Here is a 17,630-nt window from a genome sequence, read left to right on the forward strand (position 1 = left end):
TGGCGGGACAAAAGTCGGGGGCAGGACTCTTTGTCGTGGAATGTCCACCACTGTGACTCAGCGGCCACGCTTCCGTTGCTTTTGGGTTGTGCGGCCCGCGAAACGGGGGCTTCGCGGGGGGTGACCAGGGTGGCCGGATTGCAACGGATGATCGGTGCCGCCAACGAAATCCCCGGTGGGACCGTCCTCGGCGCGGGGCAGGGCGAACAGGGTGCTGCCGGTCAGCGGGTCGGCCTCGACCAGAACCACCTTGACCGCGGAGCCCAGCCGGTAGCGGCGCCCGGTGCGCTGGCCGACCAGGGCGTGGGCGCGCTCGTCATGCTCGTACTGGTCGTCGGGCAGGGTGCTGGCGGGGATCAGCCCGTCGGCCCCGTTCTCGTCCAGCCGGATGAACAGACCGAAGCGGGTGACGCCGGAAATCCGCCCGGTGAACAGGGCGCCCACGCGGTCGGCGAGGAAGGCGGCGGTGAAGCGGTCGATGGCGTCGCGCTCGGCGGTGGCGGCGCGGCGCTCGGTCATCGAGATGTGTTCGCCGATGTCGGTCAGCCCGGCCATGGCCGCGTCGTCCAGCCCGCCCGGCCCCAGCCCGTGCGCGCGGATCAGCGCGCGATGGACGATCAGGTCGGCGTAGCGGCGGATCGGCGAGGTGAAATGGGCGTAGCGGTCGAGCGACAGGCCGAAATGGCCGATGTTCTCCGGGCTGTATTCGGCCTGCGACTGGCTGCGCAGGATCACCTCGCTGACCAGCTGCGACTCCGTCGTTCCGGCGGCGCGGTCGAGGAGCGCGGTGAAATGGGCCGGGGACAGCCGGGGCACCCGCGGCAGCGTATAGCCGATGCCGGTGAGGAATTCCCGCAGCGTCTCCTGCTTGTCGAGCGACGGCTGGTCGTGCACGCGGAACAGGCCGGGCATGCCCGCCCGCTCCAGGCTGTCGGCCGCCGCGACGTTGGCGCAGATCATGAACTCCTCGATCAGCCGGTGGCTGTCGAGGCGCTCGCGCGGCGCGATCTCCGCCACCCGCCCGCGCTCGTCCAGCCGGACGCGCCGTTCCGGAAGGTCGAGTTCCAGCGTGCCGCGGCGCTGCCGGGCCGCCCACAGGCGGGCGTAGGCGCCGTAGAGCGGAGCGATGACCGTCTCCAGCAGCGGCGCCGTCGCCTCGTCCGGGGCGCCGTCGCGGGCCGCCTGCACCTGCTCGTAGGTCAACCGCGCGGCGGAGCGCATCAGGCCGCGCACGAAGCGGTGCCGCAGCAGCGCGCCGTGGCGGTCGATCCACAGATGCGCCGCGACGCAGGCGCGGTCCTCCTGCGGGCGCAGCGAGCAGAGGTCGTTGGACAGCGCCTCCGGCAGCATCGGCACGACGCGGTCGGGGAAATAGACGGAATTGCCGCGCTCGTAGGCCGCCCGGTCCAGCGCCGAGTTCGGGCGGACGTAGAAGGCCACGTCGGCGATGGCGACCAGCAGGTGCCAACCGCCCTTGTTGGCCGGATCGGGATCCGGCTCCGCCCACACCGCGTCGTCGAAGTCGCGGGCGTCGGCGCCGTCGATGGTCACCAGCGGCAGATCGCGCAGGTCCGTCCGTCCGGTCAGGGAGGGCACGGCGGCGTGCGACGCCTCGCGCAGGGCGGCGGGCGGGAAGTCCGTGGGCAGCCCGTGGGTGTGGATGGCGATCAGGCTGACGGCGCGCGGCTCCGCCGTGTGGCCCAGCCGCTCCGCGACGCGGGCCTGCGGCAAGCCCATCCGGGCGGCGGGCAGCAGGTCGGCCAGCACCAGTTCGCCCGGCTCGGCGTCGTTGCGGTTGGCCGGGAGGACCAGCAGCTCGGTCTTGTTGCGCTTGTCGGTGGGGACGATGCGCCCGCCGTCCGCCGCGGGGTGATAGACGCCGAGAACGCGCCCCACCGTACCGTCGAGCCGGCGGATGGTGCGGGCCTCGTAGAGCCGGTCGTTGACGCGGCTGAGCTTCGCCAGCACGCGGTCGCCCGTTCCCAGCGCCGGGTGGCCCTTCCTCTCCGGCATCAGGAAGATGCGTGGCGGGTTGCCCTCGCCGGTCCAGGTGACCGGGCGGGCGGTGACCTCGCCGTCCGCATCGGCGCCGGTGACCTCCAGCACGGCGACCTCCGGCAGCGATTGCGGCGGGGCGACGCGCTTGTTGCGCCCGCGCTCGACGGCGCCGTCGGCCTCCAGCTCCTTCAGCAACTCCTTCAGCCTCTCGCGGTCGTCGCTGCCCGACAGCTTGAAGGCGCGCGCGATCTCGCGCTTGCCGACCGGAGTCGCGCTGTTGCGGATGAAGGAGAGGACCGTGTCCTTGTCGGGGAAGCTGCCGGAGCGGCGGGAGGTGTCGGTCAAGGGAATCCGTGCCGTGGAGAGTGGATCGCTTAAGTAAGCCCTGGGCGCGGCGAATCCAACCGCCGCGCCATGGCTCCGCCACAAAGACGCGCCAGAACCGTGCCGGGCGTGGCGGGGGCGCATCCATGAGGATATTGCGGAACGGGGTGTTGCCGGCGTTGGCCGTTCCGGCGCTCGCGGCCGGGGCCTATCTGTTCGCCGCCGCCGCGCTGTCCCGCCTCGCCGTGGACGGGCAGCCCGAGGCGGGGGAGGGGGTGGAGGTCTTCGTCTGCACCAACGGGGTCCACACCGATCTGGTGCTTCCCGCCGTCACGGAAACCGTGGACTGGACCATCGACCTGCCGGGTGGCGATTTTCCCGGCGCCGGCCCCGGGATGAGCCATCGCTCCTTCGGCTGGGGCGACCGCGCCTTCTACCTGGAAACCCGCCGATGGTCGGACCTGCGGCTGTCCACGGCGCTGTCCGCCCTGTTCGGCCGCGGCCCTTCGGTGATGCACGTCTACGCGCTGCACCGCCCGGAAGGAAGCCCGGATTGCGGTGTGGTGGCGCTGGGCCCGGAGCAGTACGTTGCCCTGGCGGCCTTCGTGCGCGGCAGCTTCCGCCGCGACGCGGCGGGGCGGGTGATGCCCCTGCCGGGCAGCGGCTACGGCGCGACCGACCTCTTCTACGAGGCGGTCGGCCATTACAGCCCGTTCGAGACCTGCAACGAATGGACCGGCAAGGCCCTGCGCGCCGCCGGGGTGACCGTGGGCGCCTGGACGCCGTTCGAAAGCGGCGTCATGCGCTGGGTGCGGTAGGGAGTGGCTGTGATCTCCTCTCCCCGGAGGGGAGAGGGTTAAGACAGCGTTGCCGATGATGAGGAGAGATCAGGCCCGCTTGCGGGCGGCGGGCTTTTCTTCGCCGGCGCCGGTCTTGTCGGCGTCCGCCTCGGCGGAGTCGGTCTTCTTGGTGGCCGCCTTCGTCGGAGCAGCCTTTTTCGCCGCGTCCTTCTTCGCCGGTTCCTTCTTTGCGGTGGCCGCCTTGGCCTTGGTCGGCTTCGCGGCCTTGGCGGGGGCCTCGGCGCCGTCCGCGGCGGCGGGTTCAGCGTCCTTCGGGGCCTTGCCCTTCTTGGCGGCGTCCTTCGCGGCCTTGGCCTCCAGAAGCTCCAGCGCCTGCTCCAGCGTCACGCTGTCCGGTTCCGTGCCCTTGGGGATGGAGGCGTAGACGGAACCGTGCTTGACGTAGGGACCGAAGCGGCCCGCGCCGGTGGTGACCGGCTTGCCGGTCTTCGGATGGTCGCCCAGCGTCTTGGCGGGGGCCGATGCCTTCTTGGCGGCGCCGGCCAGCAGGTCGACCGCGCGATTGATGCCGATGGTCAGAACGTCGTCGTCCGGCGTCAGCGACTTGTAGACGCTGCCGTGCTTCAGGTAGGGGCCGAAGCGGCCGATGCCGGCGCTGATGTCCTCGCCCGTCTCCGGGTGGTTGCCGATGCTGCGCGGCAGGGCGAGCAGCTTCAGCGCCGTGTCGAGGTCCACGTCGGCGGCGGCCATGCCCTTGGGCAGGGAGACGCGCTTGGGCTTCGGCGCCTCGACCTTGACCTTCTTCTTGCCCTTGGTCTTCTTGCCGTCGACCGGCGCTTCCTCCACGACGGCCTCGGCCGGCGCGGCGGCCACCGGGGGCGGGCCGAGCTGGATGTAGGCGCCGTAGGGGCCGCGCCGCACGGTCACCGGCAGGCTGGTCTCCGGGTCGTTGCCCAGCTCGCGCGGGCCTTCCTGCGCCTCGCCGTTCTCATCGTTGGCGACGGCGAGCGGGCGGGTGTAGCGGCATTCCGGGTAGCGCGAGCAGCCGATGAAGGCGCCCATCTTGCCCAGCTTCAGGCCGAGCCGGCCCTGGCTGCACACCGGGCAGACGCGCGGGTCGTGGCCCGGCGTGTCGCTGTTGGCGTTGGTCGGGAAGAAGTGCGGCCCCAGCTCCTCGTCCAGCGTGGTCAGCACCTGGGTGATGGTCAGGTCCTTCGTCCCGTCCACCGCGACGTGGAAGGCACGCCAGAAGTCGCGCAGCACGGTCTTCCAGTCGATCCGCCCGTCGGAGATCTCGTCGAGCTTGTTCTCCAGGTCGGCGGTGAAGTTATACTCGACGTACCGGTTGAAGAAGTTCTTCAGGAAGGCGGTGACCAGACGCCCGCGGTCTTCCGGGATGAAGCGCCGCTTGTCCAGACGGACGTAGTTGCGGTCCTGAAGCACCTGCAGGATGGAGGCGTAGGTGGACGGGCGTCCGATGCCCAGCTCCTCCAGCTTCTTGACGAGGCTCGCCTCGGTGTAGCGGGGCGGCGGCTGGGTGAAGTGCTGCTCCGGGCTGATCTCGCCGCGGGCGAGGGCGTCGCCCTGCTCCATGGCGGGCAGGCGGCGCTCCTGGTCGTCGTCGGCGGCGCCGTCGTCGCGGTCCTCCTGGTAGACCTTGAGGAAGCCATCGAACACGACGACCGAGCCGGTGGCCCGCAGCACGACGTCCCTGGACGGCGAGGCGATGTCCACCGCCACCTGGTCCAGCACCGCGCTTTCCATCTGGCTCGCCAGCGTGCGCTTCCAGATCAGCTCGTACAGCCGCAGCTCGTCGCCTTCCAGATAGGAGGCGACCTCCTCCGGACGGCGGAACAGGTCGGTCGGGCGGATGGCCTCGTGCGCTTCCTGGGCGTTCTTGGCGGCGGTCTTGTAGACGCGCGGCTGGGCCGGAACGTAGCGCTCGCCCCAATGGGAGCCGATCAGGTTGCGGGCGCCGTCGATGGCCTCCTGCGACAGGCTGACGCCGTCGGTTCGCATGTAGGTGATCAGGCCGACTGTCTCGCCGCCGATGTCCACGCCCTCGTACAGCCGCTGCGCGGTGCGCATGGTGCGGGTGGCGCCGAAGCCCAGCTTGCGCGAGGCCTCCTGCTGCAGGGTCGAGGTGGTGAAGGGCGGGGAGGGGTTGCGGCGGCTCTGCTTGCGCTCCACCGTCGCGACCGAGAAGGACTGCGGGCTGATGCGCGCCACCGCGGCCTCCGCCGCCTCGCGGGCGGGCAGGGCGAACTTGTCGAGCCGCTTGCCGTCGAGCTGGGTGAGCTGGGCCGTGAAGGAGGCGCCGCCCGGCGTGGCGAAGCCCACCTCGATGGTCCAGTATTCTTGCGGCTTGAAGACCTCGATCTCCGACTCGCGCTCGCAGATCAGGCGCAGCGCCACCGACTGAACGCGGCCCGCCGAGCGGGAGCCCGGCAGCTTGCGCCACAGCACCGGCGAAAGGGTGAAGCCGACCAGATAGTCGAGGGCGCGGCGGGCCAGATAGGCGTCCACCAGCTCGCGCGAGACGTCGCGCGGGGCCTCCAGCGCGGCCTGGACGGCGGTCTTGGTGATCTCGTTGAAGGTGATGCGCTGGACCTTGGAATCGTCGATCAGCCGCTTTTCACGCAGCAGCTCCGACAGATGCCAGGCGATGGCTTCCCCTTCGCGATCCGGGTCGGTGGCGAGATAGACGCGTTCGGCCCCTTTGACCGCCTTGGCGATCTCGTCGATGTGGCGCTTGGAGCGGTCGCCCAGCTCCCAGTCCATGGCGAAGTCCTCGTCCGGACGCACCGATCCGTCGCGCGCCGGAAGGTCGCGCACATGGCCGAAGCTGGCCACCACGGTGTAGTCCGAGCCAAGGTATTTGTTGATCGTTTTCGCCTTGGCCGGCGATTCGACGATGACGACGTTGCTGCCCGGCAAGAGTCCGCGCCCCTGAAAGTGCCTTTACCAAACGCTGGCGGTGCGGATCGGGATCAGATCAGGTTCACCTGGTTCCCCGGCTGGCGCTGGACACGGCCCGCAAGCTCAAGTTCCAGCACCACGGTCAACACCACCGGAGCGGACAATTGGCACCCGCGGACGAGTTCGTCAATGGCAACCGGCGTGTGGCCGAGGTTTTCCAGGATGACGGCGCGCGCCGTTTCCAGCTCCGAATCGGATGGCGGGGTGGGGCGGGCTTGGGCGAACAGGTCCCCCTGGTGCTCCCGCAGGACCGGTGGTGACAGGTTTTCAAGCGCCCGCACCACGTCCTCCACCCCTTCCACCAAGGCCGCCCCCTGACGCAGCAGATTGTTGGTTCCCTGGCAGCGCGGATCGAGCGGGGAGCCGGGAACGGCCATCACCTCGCGCCCCTGTTCCAAGGCCATGCGCGCGGTGATCAGGGAGCCGGAGCGCAGCGCCGCCTCCACCACCAGAACCCCCAGCGAGAGGCCGGAGATCAGCCGGTTGCGGCGCGGGAAATGGCGGGCCTGCGGGGTGGTGCCGACCGGGCTTTCCGCGATCACCACGCCCTGCTGCACTATGTCGCGGTAGAGCTTGTCGTTCTCCGGCGGGTAGACGACGTCGGCGCCGCCCGCCACCACCGCCGCCGTTCCGCTGCCGAGCGCTCCGGCGTGGGCCGCCGTGTCGATCCCCCGCGCCATGCCGGAAACGACCAGAAGGCCGGCCTCGCCCAGATCCCGCGCCAGCCGTTCGGCGAACTTCTTGCCGTTCATCGAGGCATTGCGCGCCCCGACCAGGGCCACCGCGCGCCGCCGCAGCAGGTGCGGGTGGCCGAGGACCGACACCACCGGGGGCGCGTCGTCCAGCGCCGCCAGGGGCTCCGGATAGTCGGGCTCGCAGGAGAAGAGCAGGCAGGCGCCGACACGCTCGTTGGCGGCCAGTTCGCGGTCGATGTCCGCCTTCGGGGCGATGCGCAGCGGCTTGGTCCGCCCACCGCGCCTGGCGAGGTCGGGCAACGCCTCCAGGGCGGCTCCGGCGCTGCCGAACCGTTCCAGCAGGCGGTGGAAGGTGATCGGCCCGACATTCTCCGACCGGATCAGGCGGAGCCAGTCGAACCGTTCGGCGGCGGACAGGGGGCGGCGCGGTTGAATCATACGCCATTTCATACAACCGGAAACGCGGGGCGATCAACACGCAAACGTGTGCGCGGCCCGCCGTCTCAGGCCCGCGGCGCGGCCGTCATTTGCGCCAGAAGCCGAAGAGGCCTTTCTTCTTCGGCGGAGCCTCGGGTTCGGGCTCCGGCTCCGGCTCGTCGTCGAAGGAGAAGGGATCGTCTTCAGCATCTGCCTTCGCGGCATCGGCTTTCGCGCTATCGGCCTTGGGCTCGTCCGGCTCGTCGTCCGTGTCGAAGGAGAACGGGTCGCCGTCCGGTTCCTCGTCCGGTTGCGCGGGGGACTCCCCGAGCGTTTCCTCCGCATCGTCATCGTCGAAGCTGAAGGGATCGGAGTCTTCGGTATCGTCGGCCGAAGCGGTGGCTTTGGACGCCTCGTCCTTGCCCGTCTCCTCCGTGTCGTCGCTGTCGAAGCTGAAGGGATCGCCGTCGTCCTCGTCATCATCGAAGCTGAAGGCGTCGGCGTCGTCACCGCCCGCCTCACCGTCGTCCTTGGCCTTGTCGCCGTCGTCCTCCTCATCGTCGTCGAAGCTGAAGGCGGAGAAATCGGAGGACTCCCCGTCGTCGCTCTCGTCGTCATCGGAAGCGGCACCGAGGGCCGTTGCCGCCACGGCGGCGGCGCCCGCCGTCGCCTGGCTGCGGCGCATCTCTCCCTTGAAGCGCTCCAACTCCTCGCGGAAGCGATCCTCGGCCTCGCTCCAGCGCTGGCGCTCCTGGTCGAGGGTGGCGAGCAGCTCCTCCTCCCGCGCCCGCGCGGCGGCGCGCTCGGTGTCCAGCGCCTGGATCAAGTCCTCCTGGCGCTGGAGCAGCGCCTCGTGCCGCGTCTCGAGCGTGTCGATGACCTCGCGCACATACTGTTCGAACGCACGGAACTGGATCGCCAGGACGTCCTCGTCGGCGTTGGCCGCCGCGGCGCTGGCGGCCGCCTTCGCGGCCTTGGTCGCCTTGGCCGTCCGCGTCCCGCCGGGCGCGGGCGGCGGCGGAGGGGGTGCGGCGGCCGGCGGCGTGCGCGGACCGCCGAGCGTGGCGCCGTCGCCGCCCAGCCAGCGCGAGACGAGGATGTAGGACACCTGAAGCTCCTCCGCGATGCGGCGGTAGCTCCAGCCCTGGGCGCGCAGCCGTTCGGCCATGCGTTGACGGTCGGGCTCCTCGCTGGGCGATGCCGGCCGCATGGGCAGGGAGGATGTCGGACCGATCCCCTCCGTCGGGGTCGCGACGACGATCACATCCTTCAGTTTCTGGTCGGCCATCGGGTCTCCGCCGTCCTGCGCGCAGGGCGTTCCTTGCCGCGATGCTCGCCGCTTTCAGGGCACGCTGTCGATCCGGGACAGGTCCCGGTTGAAGCAGTCTGGGTGGGAAACCCGCCGGACCGGGCCAATTCGCGCCGATCCGGCCCGGTCAGGTCAGATCCTGGATGTGCTCGACATAGCCGGACAGGGCGGCGATGCCCTGCTCGGTCAGTTCGATGAAGACGCGGCGGCCGTCCTTCTCGTCGGCGATCCGGCGCACCAGCCCGCGGTCGTGCAGTTCGCTGATCCGCCGCAGCGCCGTGGTCTGGGCCACGCCGGAGGCCATGCACAGAGACGACACGGAAATCCGCCGCCCGCGCAGATGGTTGGCCATCAGGTCCAGCAGCATGTCCCAGCAGGGGTCCTCGAACAGGCCCTTGGGGAAGTACTTGTCGCGGGCGACGCGGGATTGCTGGAGCGTCCGCAACACCGCTAGGCGCCGGTTCTCCCCGGCCGCCGCGGGGATGGGCGCTGGGACGGCGGGAGCGGCGGGGGTGGCGACCGGAGCGGCCGGCTTCGGCTGCGCCTCGCGCAGCGCCTTCACCGCTTCGATGAGGGCGAGGCCGTGGCGGTAGGCGTCCTCCAGCGCCCCATGCAACTCACCGCTGCCGGCGGGCTGGGGCGGGGCGGGCAGCGGGGCCGCCGCCTGATGGGCGGCCAGCGCCCGGGCGAGCGCGCCGTGGAGCTGGCTGCCGTCCTGCGGGTCGCTGATGAAGTCCGCCGCGCGCAGATGCATGGCGCGGACGACGTCGGCCGCGGTGGCGTTGGGCGCGACGACGATGACCTGGAGATGCCGCCGCACGCTTTTGCGCATCCGCTCGACCAGCGCCAGCCCGTCGAAGTGGGGCAGGGCCAGTTCCACCGCCACGATGCCGATGCTGCCGTCCGCCTCCAGCGTGTCGAGCGCCGCGATGGGATCGTGGGTCACATGGATGCGGTGGCCGTTGCGTTCGAAGGCGTCGTGCATGCCGATGCCGAGCGCGCGGTCGGCGCAGGCGATCAGAATGGACGTCGCCGAAACATGAAGGCCGGCGCTGGTCTGGACCGGGCGCACCGGCCACGCCAAGGGTCGCTCCAACTCGATCCGCATCGAAGCCCTTCCCCCGTTGGGTGCATGGAATGCTGTGCTTATGGATTACCACGCAAAGCAAACCATCATGGATGCAATCATGGTCCAAAATAGAGCGATCAAAAAATGTCTCAAAATTCCGCAAAATTTCGATGGGTTAGGCGAAACGGTATAGTCCAGCCGGATTGGCGCGCTCTTTGTTCTTCGTTTTGTACGGCTGGATCGGCAAAAAGCGCCTCATGGTTGCAGTGCGTCAGGCAAAGCATCAGGTCCGGAGCGGTCGGGCCGGAGCGGAGCCATGTCGCCGGGGTCTTCTCCAGACTGGACCCGTCTCGGAAACGGCGGCGCGGGCGATGCGCGTAAGGTGACCGCACCCCTTGCCGGCACCGGACCCATGCGCCTGACCCTGACGACGAAGATCATTTTGCTGCTGCAGGTGGCGCTCTGCTTCGCGCTGCTCTCCACGGCCGCGCTCTCCTACCTGAAGATGGAGCGCATGGTGGAGGACACCGTGGCGTCCCGCTTCACCGTCGCCCTGCGCGGGCTGGCGGGCGAGGTCGAGGGCGCCGTCAGCCTCGGCGTGTCCATCACGGCTCTGCGCAACCTCGACGCGCTGATCCAGCGCGCAATGGCGCGGGACGACCGCATCACCGGGCTGGTTCTGTTTACCGACACGGGCGAGGTTCTGGCGGCGGCGGGCCGGGGGGCGGGACACGGCGGACCGGTCGGGACGATTCCCGCCGGTTGGAAGGGGGCCTTCGCGCGCGACGGCAAGTCCGACCGCGTGGCCGCCGTCGCCGATGGCGACAGCCAAGCGCTTCTGCTCGGCATCCGCAACGCCTTCGGCGGCGTGGCCGGCGGCGTCGCCCTGACCTATTCGCTGGGCGAGGTGCAGGCGGGCATCCGCGGCACCATCCCGGACCTGCTGCTGTCCGGCGGCATCAACCTGCTGACCGGGCTGCTGGTCACCATGGTCGCGGTCTGGCTGCTGCTGCGCCCGATCCAGCGGCGGCTGCGCGAGATGACCGCCAGCATCAACATGCTGGGCATGGGCGAGCCGCCCAGCCTGACCCCGGAGCTGGCGGCCTTCGCCCCCGGCCTGAAGGATTTCGCCGACCGCATCCTGGAACAGCAGCAGCACGGCGCGGAGGAGGATCATCCCCGGCCCGCCGACCCGGCGGCGGAATCCGCGCGCCCGGCGGGAGTCACGCCATGAAGCTGTCCTTCATCCGCCGCCTGAACTGGATGCTGACGGGCGTCGTGTCCGTCCTGATGCTGGTCAGCCTCGCCGTCCAGACCAACCACGTCAACACGCTGTTCCGCCCGCTGATCGAGCCGGAGCTGGCCCGCAAGGCCGAGGTCGTCGGCTCCTACGTGGTGGCGCAGATCGACCGCGCGGTGGCGCTGGGCTTCGAGTTGGACAAGCTGGTCGGGGTGGACGAACTGCTCTCCGACGCGCTGGCCGCCAACCCGGACGTCAAGTATCTGGCCCTGGAGATCGGCGGGCGCCTCCACGCCTTTTCCGGAACCGAGGAGGCGCGGGCGGGCAACCGCCTGACCGTCGCCGACCCGCTGCCGGAGGGCGAGTCCCCGCAATTCCTCGACACCGTCCTGGCGCTGGAAGGCAACGAGGCGGCGCGTCTGCACATCGGCGTCGATTCCGGCTATGTCCGCTCGGCGATGAACGAGGTGGTGTTCGACCTCGGTTCCGTGCTGATCGTCGCCATCCTGCTGAACGTCGAGATCCTGCTGCTGGTCGTCGGCACCTCCGTCGCGGCGCCGCTGCGCCGGGTGACGGCGGTGATGAAGCAGGCCGCCGACGGGCATCTCGGCGTGCGCGTCGCCCTGCGCAACCGCGACGAGGTGGGCGAGCTGTCGCGCGCCGTCGACTGGGCGCTGGACAGCGTGCAGCACAAGGCCGACATGACCGCCTCCGAGCCGGCCATGACCAAGATCGGCATGATGCAGCGGGTGGTCGAGCTGCGCTTCGCCATCTTCATCTTCTCCCTGGCGGAGGAGCTGACCCGCACCTTCCTGTCCGTCTACATCAAGCAGCTGTTCGAGCCGGTGCCCGGCCTGTCGATGGAGATGGTCATCGGCGCGCCCATCGCCCTGTTCATGCTGCTCTGGGCGGTCAGCCAGCCGATCGCCGGCAGCGTGTCGGAACGGCGCGGGCGGCGGGCGGTGTTCCTGGGCGGGGCGCTGCTCTCCTTCGTCGGCCTCGTCGGCTCCGGGCTCGCCACCGACCTCATCCAGCTCATCGTCGCGCGCTGCCTGACCGCCGTCGGCTACGCCAGCGTCTTCATCGCGGCGCAGGGCTTCGTCATCGACGCGACCGACCCCAAGCAGCGCGCCCAGGCCATCGCCATGTACGCCGGCGGCATCCTCAGCGCCGGCGTCTGCGGCCCGGCCATCGGCGGCGTGATCGCCGGGCAGGTGGGCTTCCGCACGACCTTCCTGATCTCCGCCGGGCTGGCGCTGCTGGCCGCCTTCATGGCGTGGCAGGTGCTGCCGCGGGTGCGCGCGGCGCAGGCCAAGTCCGGCCGCGGCCTGCGTCTGGCCGACGCCGTGCTGTGCCTGCGCAACCCGCGCTTCGTCGGGCTGGCCGTCTTCAGCGCGGTCCCGGCAAAGCTGGGGCTGACGGCGCTTCTGTTCTTCCTGCTGCCGCTGGCGCTGGACGACCAGGGGGTCAGCCAGTCCTGGATCGGCCGCGTCCTGTTGCTCTACTGGCTGCTGATGATCGTGGTGTCGCCGATGGCGGCGAAGCTGTCGGACCGCTCGGGCCAGCGCATCGGCTTCCTGGTGGCGGGCGGGCTGGTCGCCGCCGGGGCGGCCTGGGTGCTGTCGATGCCGGGCTCGCTCGGCACGGCGCTGGCCGGGGTCGCCCTGCTGGGGGTGGCGCACGCCATGCTCGGCGCCCCGCAGCTCGCCATGCTCGCCGACGTCTGCGTCAAGGAGCGGGCGGCGCTGGGCGAGACCACGGTGATCGGCATGTTCCGCCTGATCGAGCGGCTGGGCTCCGTCATCGCCCCCTTCCTGGCCGGGCTGTTCCTGGCCCATTACGGCTACGCCGGGGCGCTGAAGGGCATCGGCGCGGTGCTGGCGGCCTGCGTCGCCGTGCAGCTTCTGCTGAGCACCCTGTTCCGCCCGCGTCCGCCCGCCGCCGACCTTCCGCAGAGGACCCCCGCATGAGCCTGTCCCGCCGCACCGTCCTGACGGGCGCCCTGAGCGCCGGAACTCTGCTGGCCGGGGCCGCGCCGTCCTTCGCGCAATCCTCCTTCGGTCCGGCGGCCAGGACCTTCACCGCCGCCAAGCCGGCGCGCATCGTCGTGCTGACCCCGCGCAAGGATGTCGGCGACGTGCTGGGCCTGCGCGACTTCATCGCGTCGAGCGGCCTGTCCGCCACGGTGGAGGTGCGCGAGGTGCCGCAGGCCTCCGCCATGCCGACGCTGCTGCCGGAGATCCGGGCGTCCAAGCCCGATCTGGTGGTGACGGTCTTCACGCCGCTGACCCTGGGAACGGTCGGGCGCTACGACGATCCGGACCCGTCGCGCTTCCTGACCGACGTGCCGGTCGTCTTCACCTCGGTCACCGACCCGGTGGCCTCGCGCGTCGTGCGCGCGCTCGACCGTCCGGGGCGGGCGGTCACCGGCACCCGGCACATCGCGCCGGTCGCGGTGCAGATGAAGACGATGCTGTCCTACCGGCGCTGGAAGAAGATCGCCGCGGTCTACAACCCGGCCGAGGACAACATGGTCGTCGCCGTGCGCGACCTGAAGGAGGAGGCCGCCCGCCAGGGGGTGGAGATCCACGACGCCGCGCTGCCGCGCGACGCCGCCGGGGCGCCGCAGGCCGCCGCCATCCCCGACCTGATCGCCGACGCGGCGCGCGCCGGGGCGGAGCTGGTCTACATCGGGCCGGACACGCTGGTCGCCTCCAACAACAACGCGGTGGTGGCGGAGCAGGCGCTGGCCCACCGGCTGGCCACCTTCTGCTCGACCGAATTGCCGATCCGCCGGGCCAACCTGCTGATGGGCCTGGTCAGCCCGGCCGTCAACGTCGGGCGCTTCGCCGGGCTGAAGGCGGTGGAGATCCTGACCGGGGCCAAGCCCGCCGACACCATCCCGGTGGAGACGCTGAACCGCTTCTCCCTGCTGCTGCGCATCGGAGCGGCCAAGCAACTGGACCTGTACCCGCCGATGCGCCTGCTCAACATCGCCGAAATCGTCCAGGACGCCTGACATGACGGTCCTCTCATCCCCCGAACAGACGGTCCACGCGGGCATGCTGCGCATCCGGCGCGGCGAGCCGGTCTGCGTTCCCTACCGCATCCGCTTCCTCGGCCCCGCCGACCTGCCCGCGCTGGAGGCGTTCCGCGGCTACATCTTCGGGCAGTTGCCGGACATCGACGCCTATTTCCCCGAAACGCCGGAGTTCGCCGGGTTGCATCTGGGCGAGCGCGGCGTGACGCTGGGGCTGGAGGCCGAGGGGCGGCTGATCGGCTGCGCCATCCTGGGCCTGCCGCTGCCCGGCATGCCGGCCTTCGTGGACGACCTGCCGCACGCCCGTCCCGCCGTGACCGCCACCGCCCACATGGCGAGCTGCATGGTCCATCCGGACTTCCGTGGCAACGGGCTGCAACGGCTTCTGGTGACGCTGCGCACACTCCACGCGCTGGGGGCCGGGCGGCCGCACCTGTTCTCGCGCGTCGCCCTGTCCAACCCGCGCAGCCTGTCCAACCTGCTGGCCGGCGGCTTCCTGGTGCGGCGGGTGCTGGTCATGCACGCCAGCGGTCGGCTGCGCTACCTGCTGCACCGCGACCTGGGGGCGGCGCCGCCCGCGTGGGTGCCGGGCAGCGAGCGCGTCTTCGCCGTGCCGGAGCTGGAGGAGCAGCGGGCGGTGATCGAGGCCGGCTGGGTCGGGCGTTCGGTGGAGCTGGACGGTCCCGTGCCGCTGGTCACCTACGCGCGGCCGCGGGAGGCTTCCCAACCGCTGCCGCGGGGCGCCGCGCTGGAGACCACGCCATGAGCGGCCCCCGCAAGACGGCGGTCGTCGTCGATCCCTATTCCACCGGCATCCTTCTGGCGCCGCGCCTGCGTGCGCGCGGCTACGAGGTGGTCGCCGTGCAGAGCCGCCCGGACCTCGCCCCCTCGCTGCTGCGCAGCCACCAGCCCGACGACTTCGCGGCGCACATCCTCCATGACGGCAATCTGGACGCGCTGGTCGGACGGCTGCGCCCGCTGGTTCCGGCCTTCGTGCTGCCGGGCAACGAGTCCGCGGTGGAACTGACCGACGCGCTGGGTGCCGCCCTGGGCACGCCGGGAAACAGCCCGAAGCTCACCGCCGCGCGCCGCAACAAGTTCATGATGATCGAGCGGCTGGCCGCCGCCGGCCTGCTGACCGCCCGCCAGACCATGGCGACCGGCGCCGCCGAGGCGGTGGAGTGGGCGGCCCAGGCGGGCTGGCCCGTGGTGGCGAAGCCGATGGCCAGCGCCTCCACCGACCATGTCTATTTCTGCGACACCCCCGCACAGCTGCGCGCCGCCGTGGACGCCATCCTGGGCAGCCGCGATTTCTGCGGCTCGGCCAACGAGCGGGTGCTGGTGCAGACCTATCTCGACGGGCTCGAATACGTCGTCAACACGGTCAGCCGCGGCGGGCGCCACTATGTCTGCGACGTGCTGCTGTCGGCCAAGCGGGCGCTGAACGGGTCGCCCTTCGTCTACGACTACTACCGGCTTCTGCCGCCGGAGGAGCCGGTGGCGCAGGCCCTGATGGCCTACATCCGCCGGGTGCTCGACGCGCTGGAGATCACCGACGGCGCCGGCCATGCCGAGGTGCGGATGACCGCCCGCGGCCCGGCGCTGGTCGAGATCGCGGCGCGCGCCATGGGGCCGGCCGGCTCCACCACCGGCATCGCGGCGGGCACCGGGCACGATCAGGTGGACCTGCTGGTCGACGCCTTCGACGGGGCGGCGGCGGTCGGGCCGCTGCTCGGCGGCCATTACCGGTTCCTGGCCGACGCGATGGTCCTCTATCTGCCGGTTCTGGTGTCGGGCCGGGTGGAGGCGCTGCCGGACCTTACCGTTCTGGACGGGATGGAAAGCGTGCGCGGCTACGCCCTCGTGCCGCGGGTCGGAGACGCGGTGGTTCCCACTCTCGATCTGACGCAGGTGCTGGCGAAGATCTATCTCGCACACCCGGACCGCGCCGTGTTCGAACGCGACTGGACCGCCATCCGCTCCCTGGAGGACCGTCTCCAGCCGACCGTCGCGTAGCGTCGGAGCGGTCGGGCGGCCATGGCCCATGTCCCCTATGAACAGCGCTGGGCCTCGGCCCGCAAGCGCTTCGAGGCCGCGACCGCGAAGCACCGGCCGAAGGACGCCAAGGCGGTTGCGGGCGCGCTGAACGGCGACGCGGCGCTGGTCAAGGCGCTGAAGTCCGGCGACGCCGTGCATCGCGCCGGAACCGCCGGCGATGAGGCCGCGAAGGACCTTGCCGCCGCGGGCAAGGACGCCGTGAAGGCGCGCAAGGCCTATCTGGCCGCGCTCGGAAAGGCGCTCGACGAGGACGCGGCCGGCCGCGGCGACAAGGCCGCCGCGGCGGCCTGCGAGCGGGCGCTGAAGGCGTTCGCCAAGGACCTCGCCGAGCTGGAGGCGGCCATCGGCGCGGACGCCGACCGTTTCAAAGCGCAGGCCGCCCAGGCCGAGAAGGACGCCGCCACGGCGGAGCGCGCGCAGAAGCGGTGGGAGGCGAACGTCAACGGCGCGCTCGCCCGTGCCGCCGCCGGGGTCGCCAAGGTGCGCGCCAAGCCGACGCCGGAGACCTACAACGAGCTGTTCCCGGCGCTGGCCCGCGACCTCGCCACCCAGCTCGCCGCGGCGAAGGCATTGGACGGGCTGCGGGCCGATCCGGACTTCTACCGCCGCAAGCTCGCCCCCTGGGCCGGGCAGGGCGGCGATGGGCCGCCGATGCGGGTGCCGCCCGACTACACCGCCCGCCAGATCACCGACCTCATCAAGGAGTTCGCCACCGTCTGCAAGGGCGTGGTGCAGCTGGTGGGCGGCCGCTGAGAAAGGGATGGAACGGGAAGCCGCCGTTTTGGACCCATTCGGTTCCGGTAGAGGCGGGAGAGGAGCAATCGCCGATTCCGAGGGTGGCCCCCGCCTCCTACCATGCCGGACGATAGGGTGAATGCTTGGTTAAGCGGAGGAGCTGAGACATGGGTGGTCCCCTGAAGCGCATCGACATCCCGGACATCCTGACCCAGAAGGATTGGGACAAGAAGAAGGGCGCCATCGCCAAGATCGCCGGCAAGACCGGCATCGGCGACGCGATGAAGGCGGTGGACAAGGCGCACAGCGCCATCGACTGGAAGAAACTGAGCGTTTCGGTGAACGCTCCCAGCAACGCGACGCTGGACGATCTCGACTCGCTGCTGGACGAGGCACGGTCGGAGTACAAGCGCTCGGTCGAGCCGCTGCGCACCCAGCTCCAGAAGCTGCGCGATCTTGCCGAGGCGACCGCGAAGAAGTTCAAGTCCAACAAGCTGATTCCGAAGGATTCCGCCGCCCACGCGGAGAAGGTGGCCAAGGCCGCCGACCAGCTCTTTGTCGCCTTCAACCAGTCCTCGCTCGGCGACAAGATCGTCGACGACTACGAGGGCATGAAGGACGCCGTCGAGAAGGCCGACAAGGTGCGTGCCAAGGGTCGGGAGATCCTGGAAAAGTACATGCTGTCCCTGGCGAAGAAGCTGAAGACGGCGAAGACGGTCGGCGACTACCAGGATCTCTGGAAGGAAGACATCCGCGGCGTCGGCACCCAATTGCCGAAGATGCCCGAACTGAAGGCCTTCCTGAAGGACTGGCGCAACATCTCCTCCCAGGACGGCATCCCGGAAACCGACGAGGATGTGAAGAGCCGTTGCAAGGAGGTGATGGCCGTGCTCGCCCGCATGGACAAGCAGATGAAGGCCATGGCCTGACCGCGCCCGGCGCGGCGGCCGTCAGGGTTCAACGGGT

Annotated in this window: 13 protein-coding genes; 8 read left to right on the top strand and 5 right to left on the bottom strand. The window is 70.6% G+C overall.

What is annotated here, in order from left to right; all coding sequences use genetic code 11:
- Positions 1-57: 57 nt before the first annotated feature.
- On the bottom strand, positions 58-2,343 hold the full coding sequence (gene rnr / locus ABVN73_RS15515) for a ribonuclease R (RefSeq protein ID WP_353860534.1): 2,286 nt from the start codon (positions 2,341-2,343) through the stop codon (positions 58-60).
- 125 nt (positions 2,344-2,468) lie between these two features.
- Here rnr and ABVN73_RS15520 point away from each other — a divergent pair, with 125 nt between their 5' ends.
- Positions 2,469-3,140, top strand: coding sequence for a TIGR02117 family protein (locus ABVN73_RS15520; protein ID WP_353860535.1), 672 nt, complete (start codon positions 2,469-2,471; stop codon positions 3,138-3,140).
- Positions 3,141-3,209: 69 nt separating this feature from the next.
- On the opposite strand, the gene topA is transcribed toward ABVN73_RS15520, so the two are convergent.
- From topA to ABVN73_RS15540, 4 genes are all read right to left on the bottom strand, one after another.
- Positions 3,210-6,059: a type I DNA topoisomerase gene (gene topA, locus ABVN73_RS15525; RefSeq protein ID WP_353860536.1), complete on the bottom strand. Its 2,850-nt coding sequence runs from the start codon at positions 6,057-6,059 to the stop codon at positions 3,210-3,212.
- Positions 6,060-6,112: 53 nt separating this feature from the next.
- On the bottom strand, positions 6,113-7,234 hold the full coding sequence (gene dprA, locus ABVN73_RS15530; protein ID WP_353860537.1) for a DNA-processing protein DprA: 1,122 nt from the start codon (positions 7,232-7,234) through the stop codon (positions 6,113-6,115).
- An 85-nt stretch (positions 7,235-7,319) separates the two neighbouring features.
- On the bottom strand, positions 7,320-8,501 hold the full coding sequence (locus tag ABVN73_RS15535) for a helix-turn-helix domain-containing protein (RefSeq protein WP_353860538.1): 1,182 nt from the start codon (positions 8,499-8,501) through the stop codon (positions 7,320-7,322).
- A gap of 148 nt (positions 8,502-8,649) precedes the next feature.
- Positions 8,650-9,630, bottom strand: coding sequence for a response regulator transcription factor (locus ABVN73_RS15540; RefSeq protein WP_353860539.1), 981 nt, complete (start codon positions 9,628-9,630; stop codon positions 8,650-8,652).
- Positions 9,631-9,973: 343 nt separating this feature from the next.
- On the opposite strand from ABVN73_RS15540, the gene ABVN73_RS15545 reads away from it, so the two are divergent.
- The 7 genes from ABVN73_RS15545 (at position 9,974) to ABVN73_RS15575 (ending at position 17,593) form a co-directional block, all read left to right on the top strand.
- Complete coding sequence (locus ABVN73_RS15545) at positions 9,974-10,825, top strand: hypothetical protein (RefSeq protein WP_353860540.1); 852 nt, start codon at positions 9,974-9,976, stop codon at positions 10,823-10,825.
- Positions 10,822-12,801: an MFS transporter gene (locus ABVN73_RS15550; RefSeq protein ID WP_353860541.1), complete on the top strand. Its 1,980-nt coding sequence runs from the start codon at positions 10,822-10,824 to the stop codon at positions 12,799-12,801. The genes ABVN73_RS15545 and ABVN73_RS15550 overlap by 4 nt, the downstream gene beginning before the upstream one ends.
- Positions 12,798-13,850 (top strand): ABC transporter substrate binding protein, encoded by a 1,053-nt coding sequence (locus tag ABVN73_RS15555; protein ID WP_353860542.1) that lies wholly within the window; start codon positions 12,798-12,800, stop codon positions 13,848-13,850. Before ABVN73_RS15550 ends, ABVN73_RS15555 begins: the two co-directional genes overlap by 4 nt.
- A 1-nt stretch (position 13,851) precedes the next feature.
- On the top strand, positions 13,852-14,637 hold the full coding sequence (locus tag ABVN73_RS15560) for a GNAT family N-acetyltransferase (protein ID WP_353860543.1): 786 nt from the start codon (positions 13,852-13,854) through the stop codon (positions 14,635-14,637).
- Complete coding sequence (locus ABVN73_RS15565; RefSeq protein WP_353860544.1) at positions 14,634-15,887, top strand: ATP-grasp domain-containing protein; 1,254 nt, start codon at positions 14,634-14,636, stop codon at positions 15,885-15,887. The genes ABVN73_RS15560 and ABVN73_RS15565 overlap by 4 nt, the downstream gene beginning before the upstream one ends.
- A 21-nt stretch (positions 15,888-15,908) precedes the next feature.
- Positions 15,909-16,682: a hypothetical protein gene (locus tag ABVN73_RS15570; RefSeq protein ID WP_353860545.1), complete on the top strand. Its 774-nt coding sequence runs from the start codon at positions 15,909-15,911 to the stop codon at positions 16,680-16,682.
- 149 nt (positions 16,683-16,831) lie between these two features.
- A complete protein-coding gene (locus ABVN73_RS15575) occupies positions 16,832-17,593 on the top strand; it encodes a hypothetical protein (protein ID WP_353860546.1) in 762 nt (253 codons plus the stop codon).
- Positions 17,594-17,630: the final 37 nt, after the last annotated feature.

Origin of the sequence: Azospirillum formosense, assembly GCF_040500525.1 — a bacterium.
In the GTDB taxonomy this organism is placed as follows: domain Bacteria; phylum Pseudomonadota; class Alphaproteobacteria; order Azospirillales; family Azospirillaceae; genus Azospirillum; species Azospirillum formosense_A.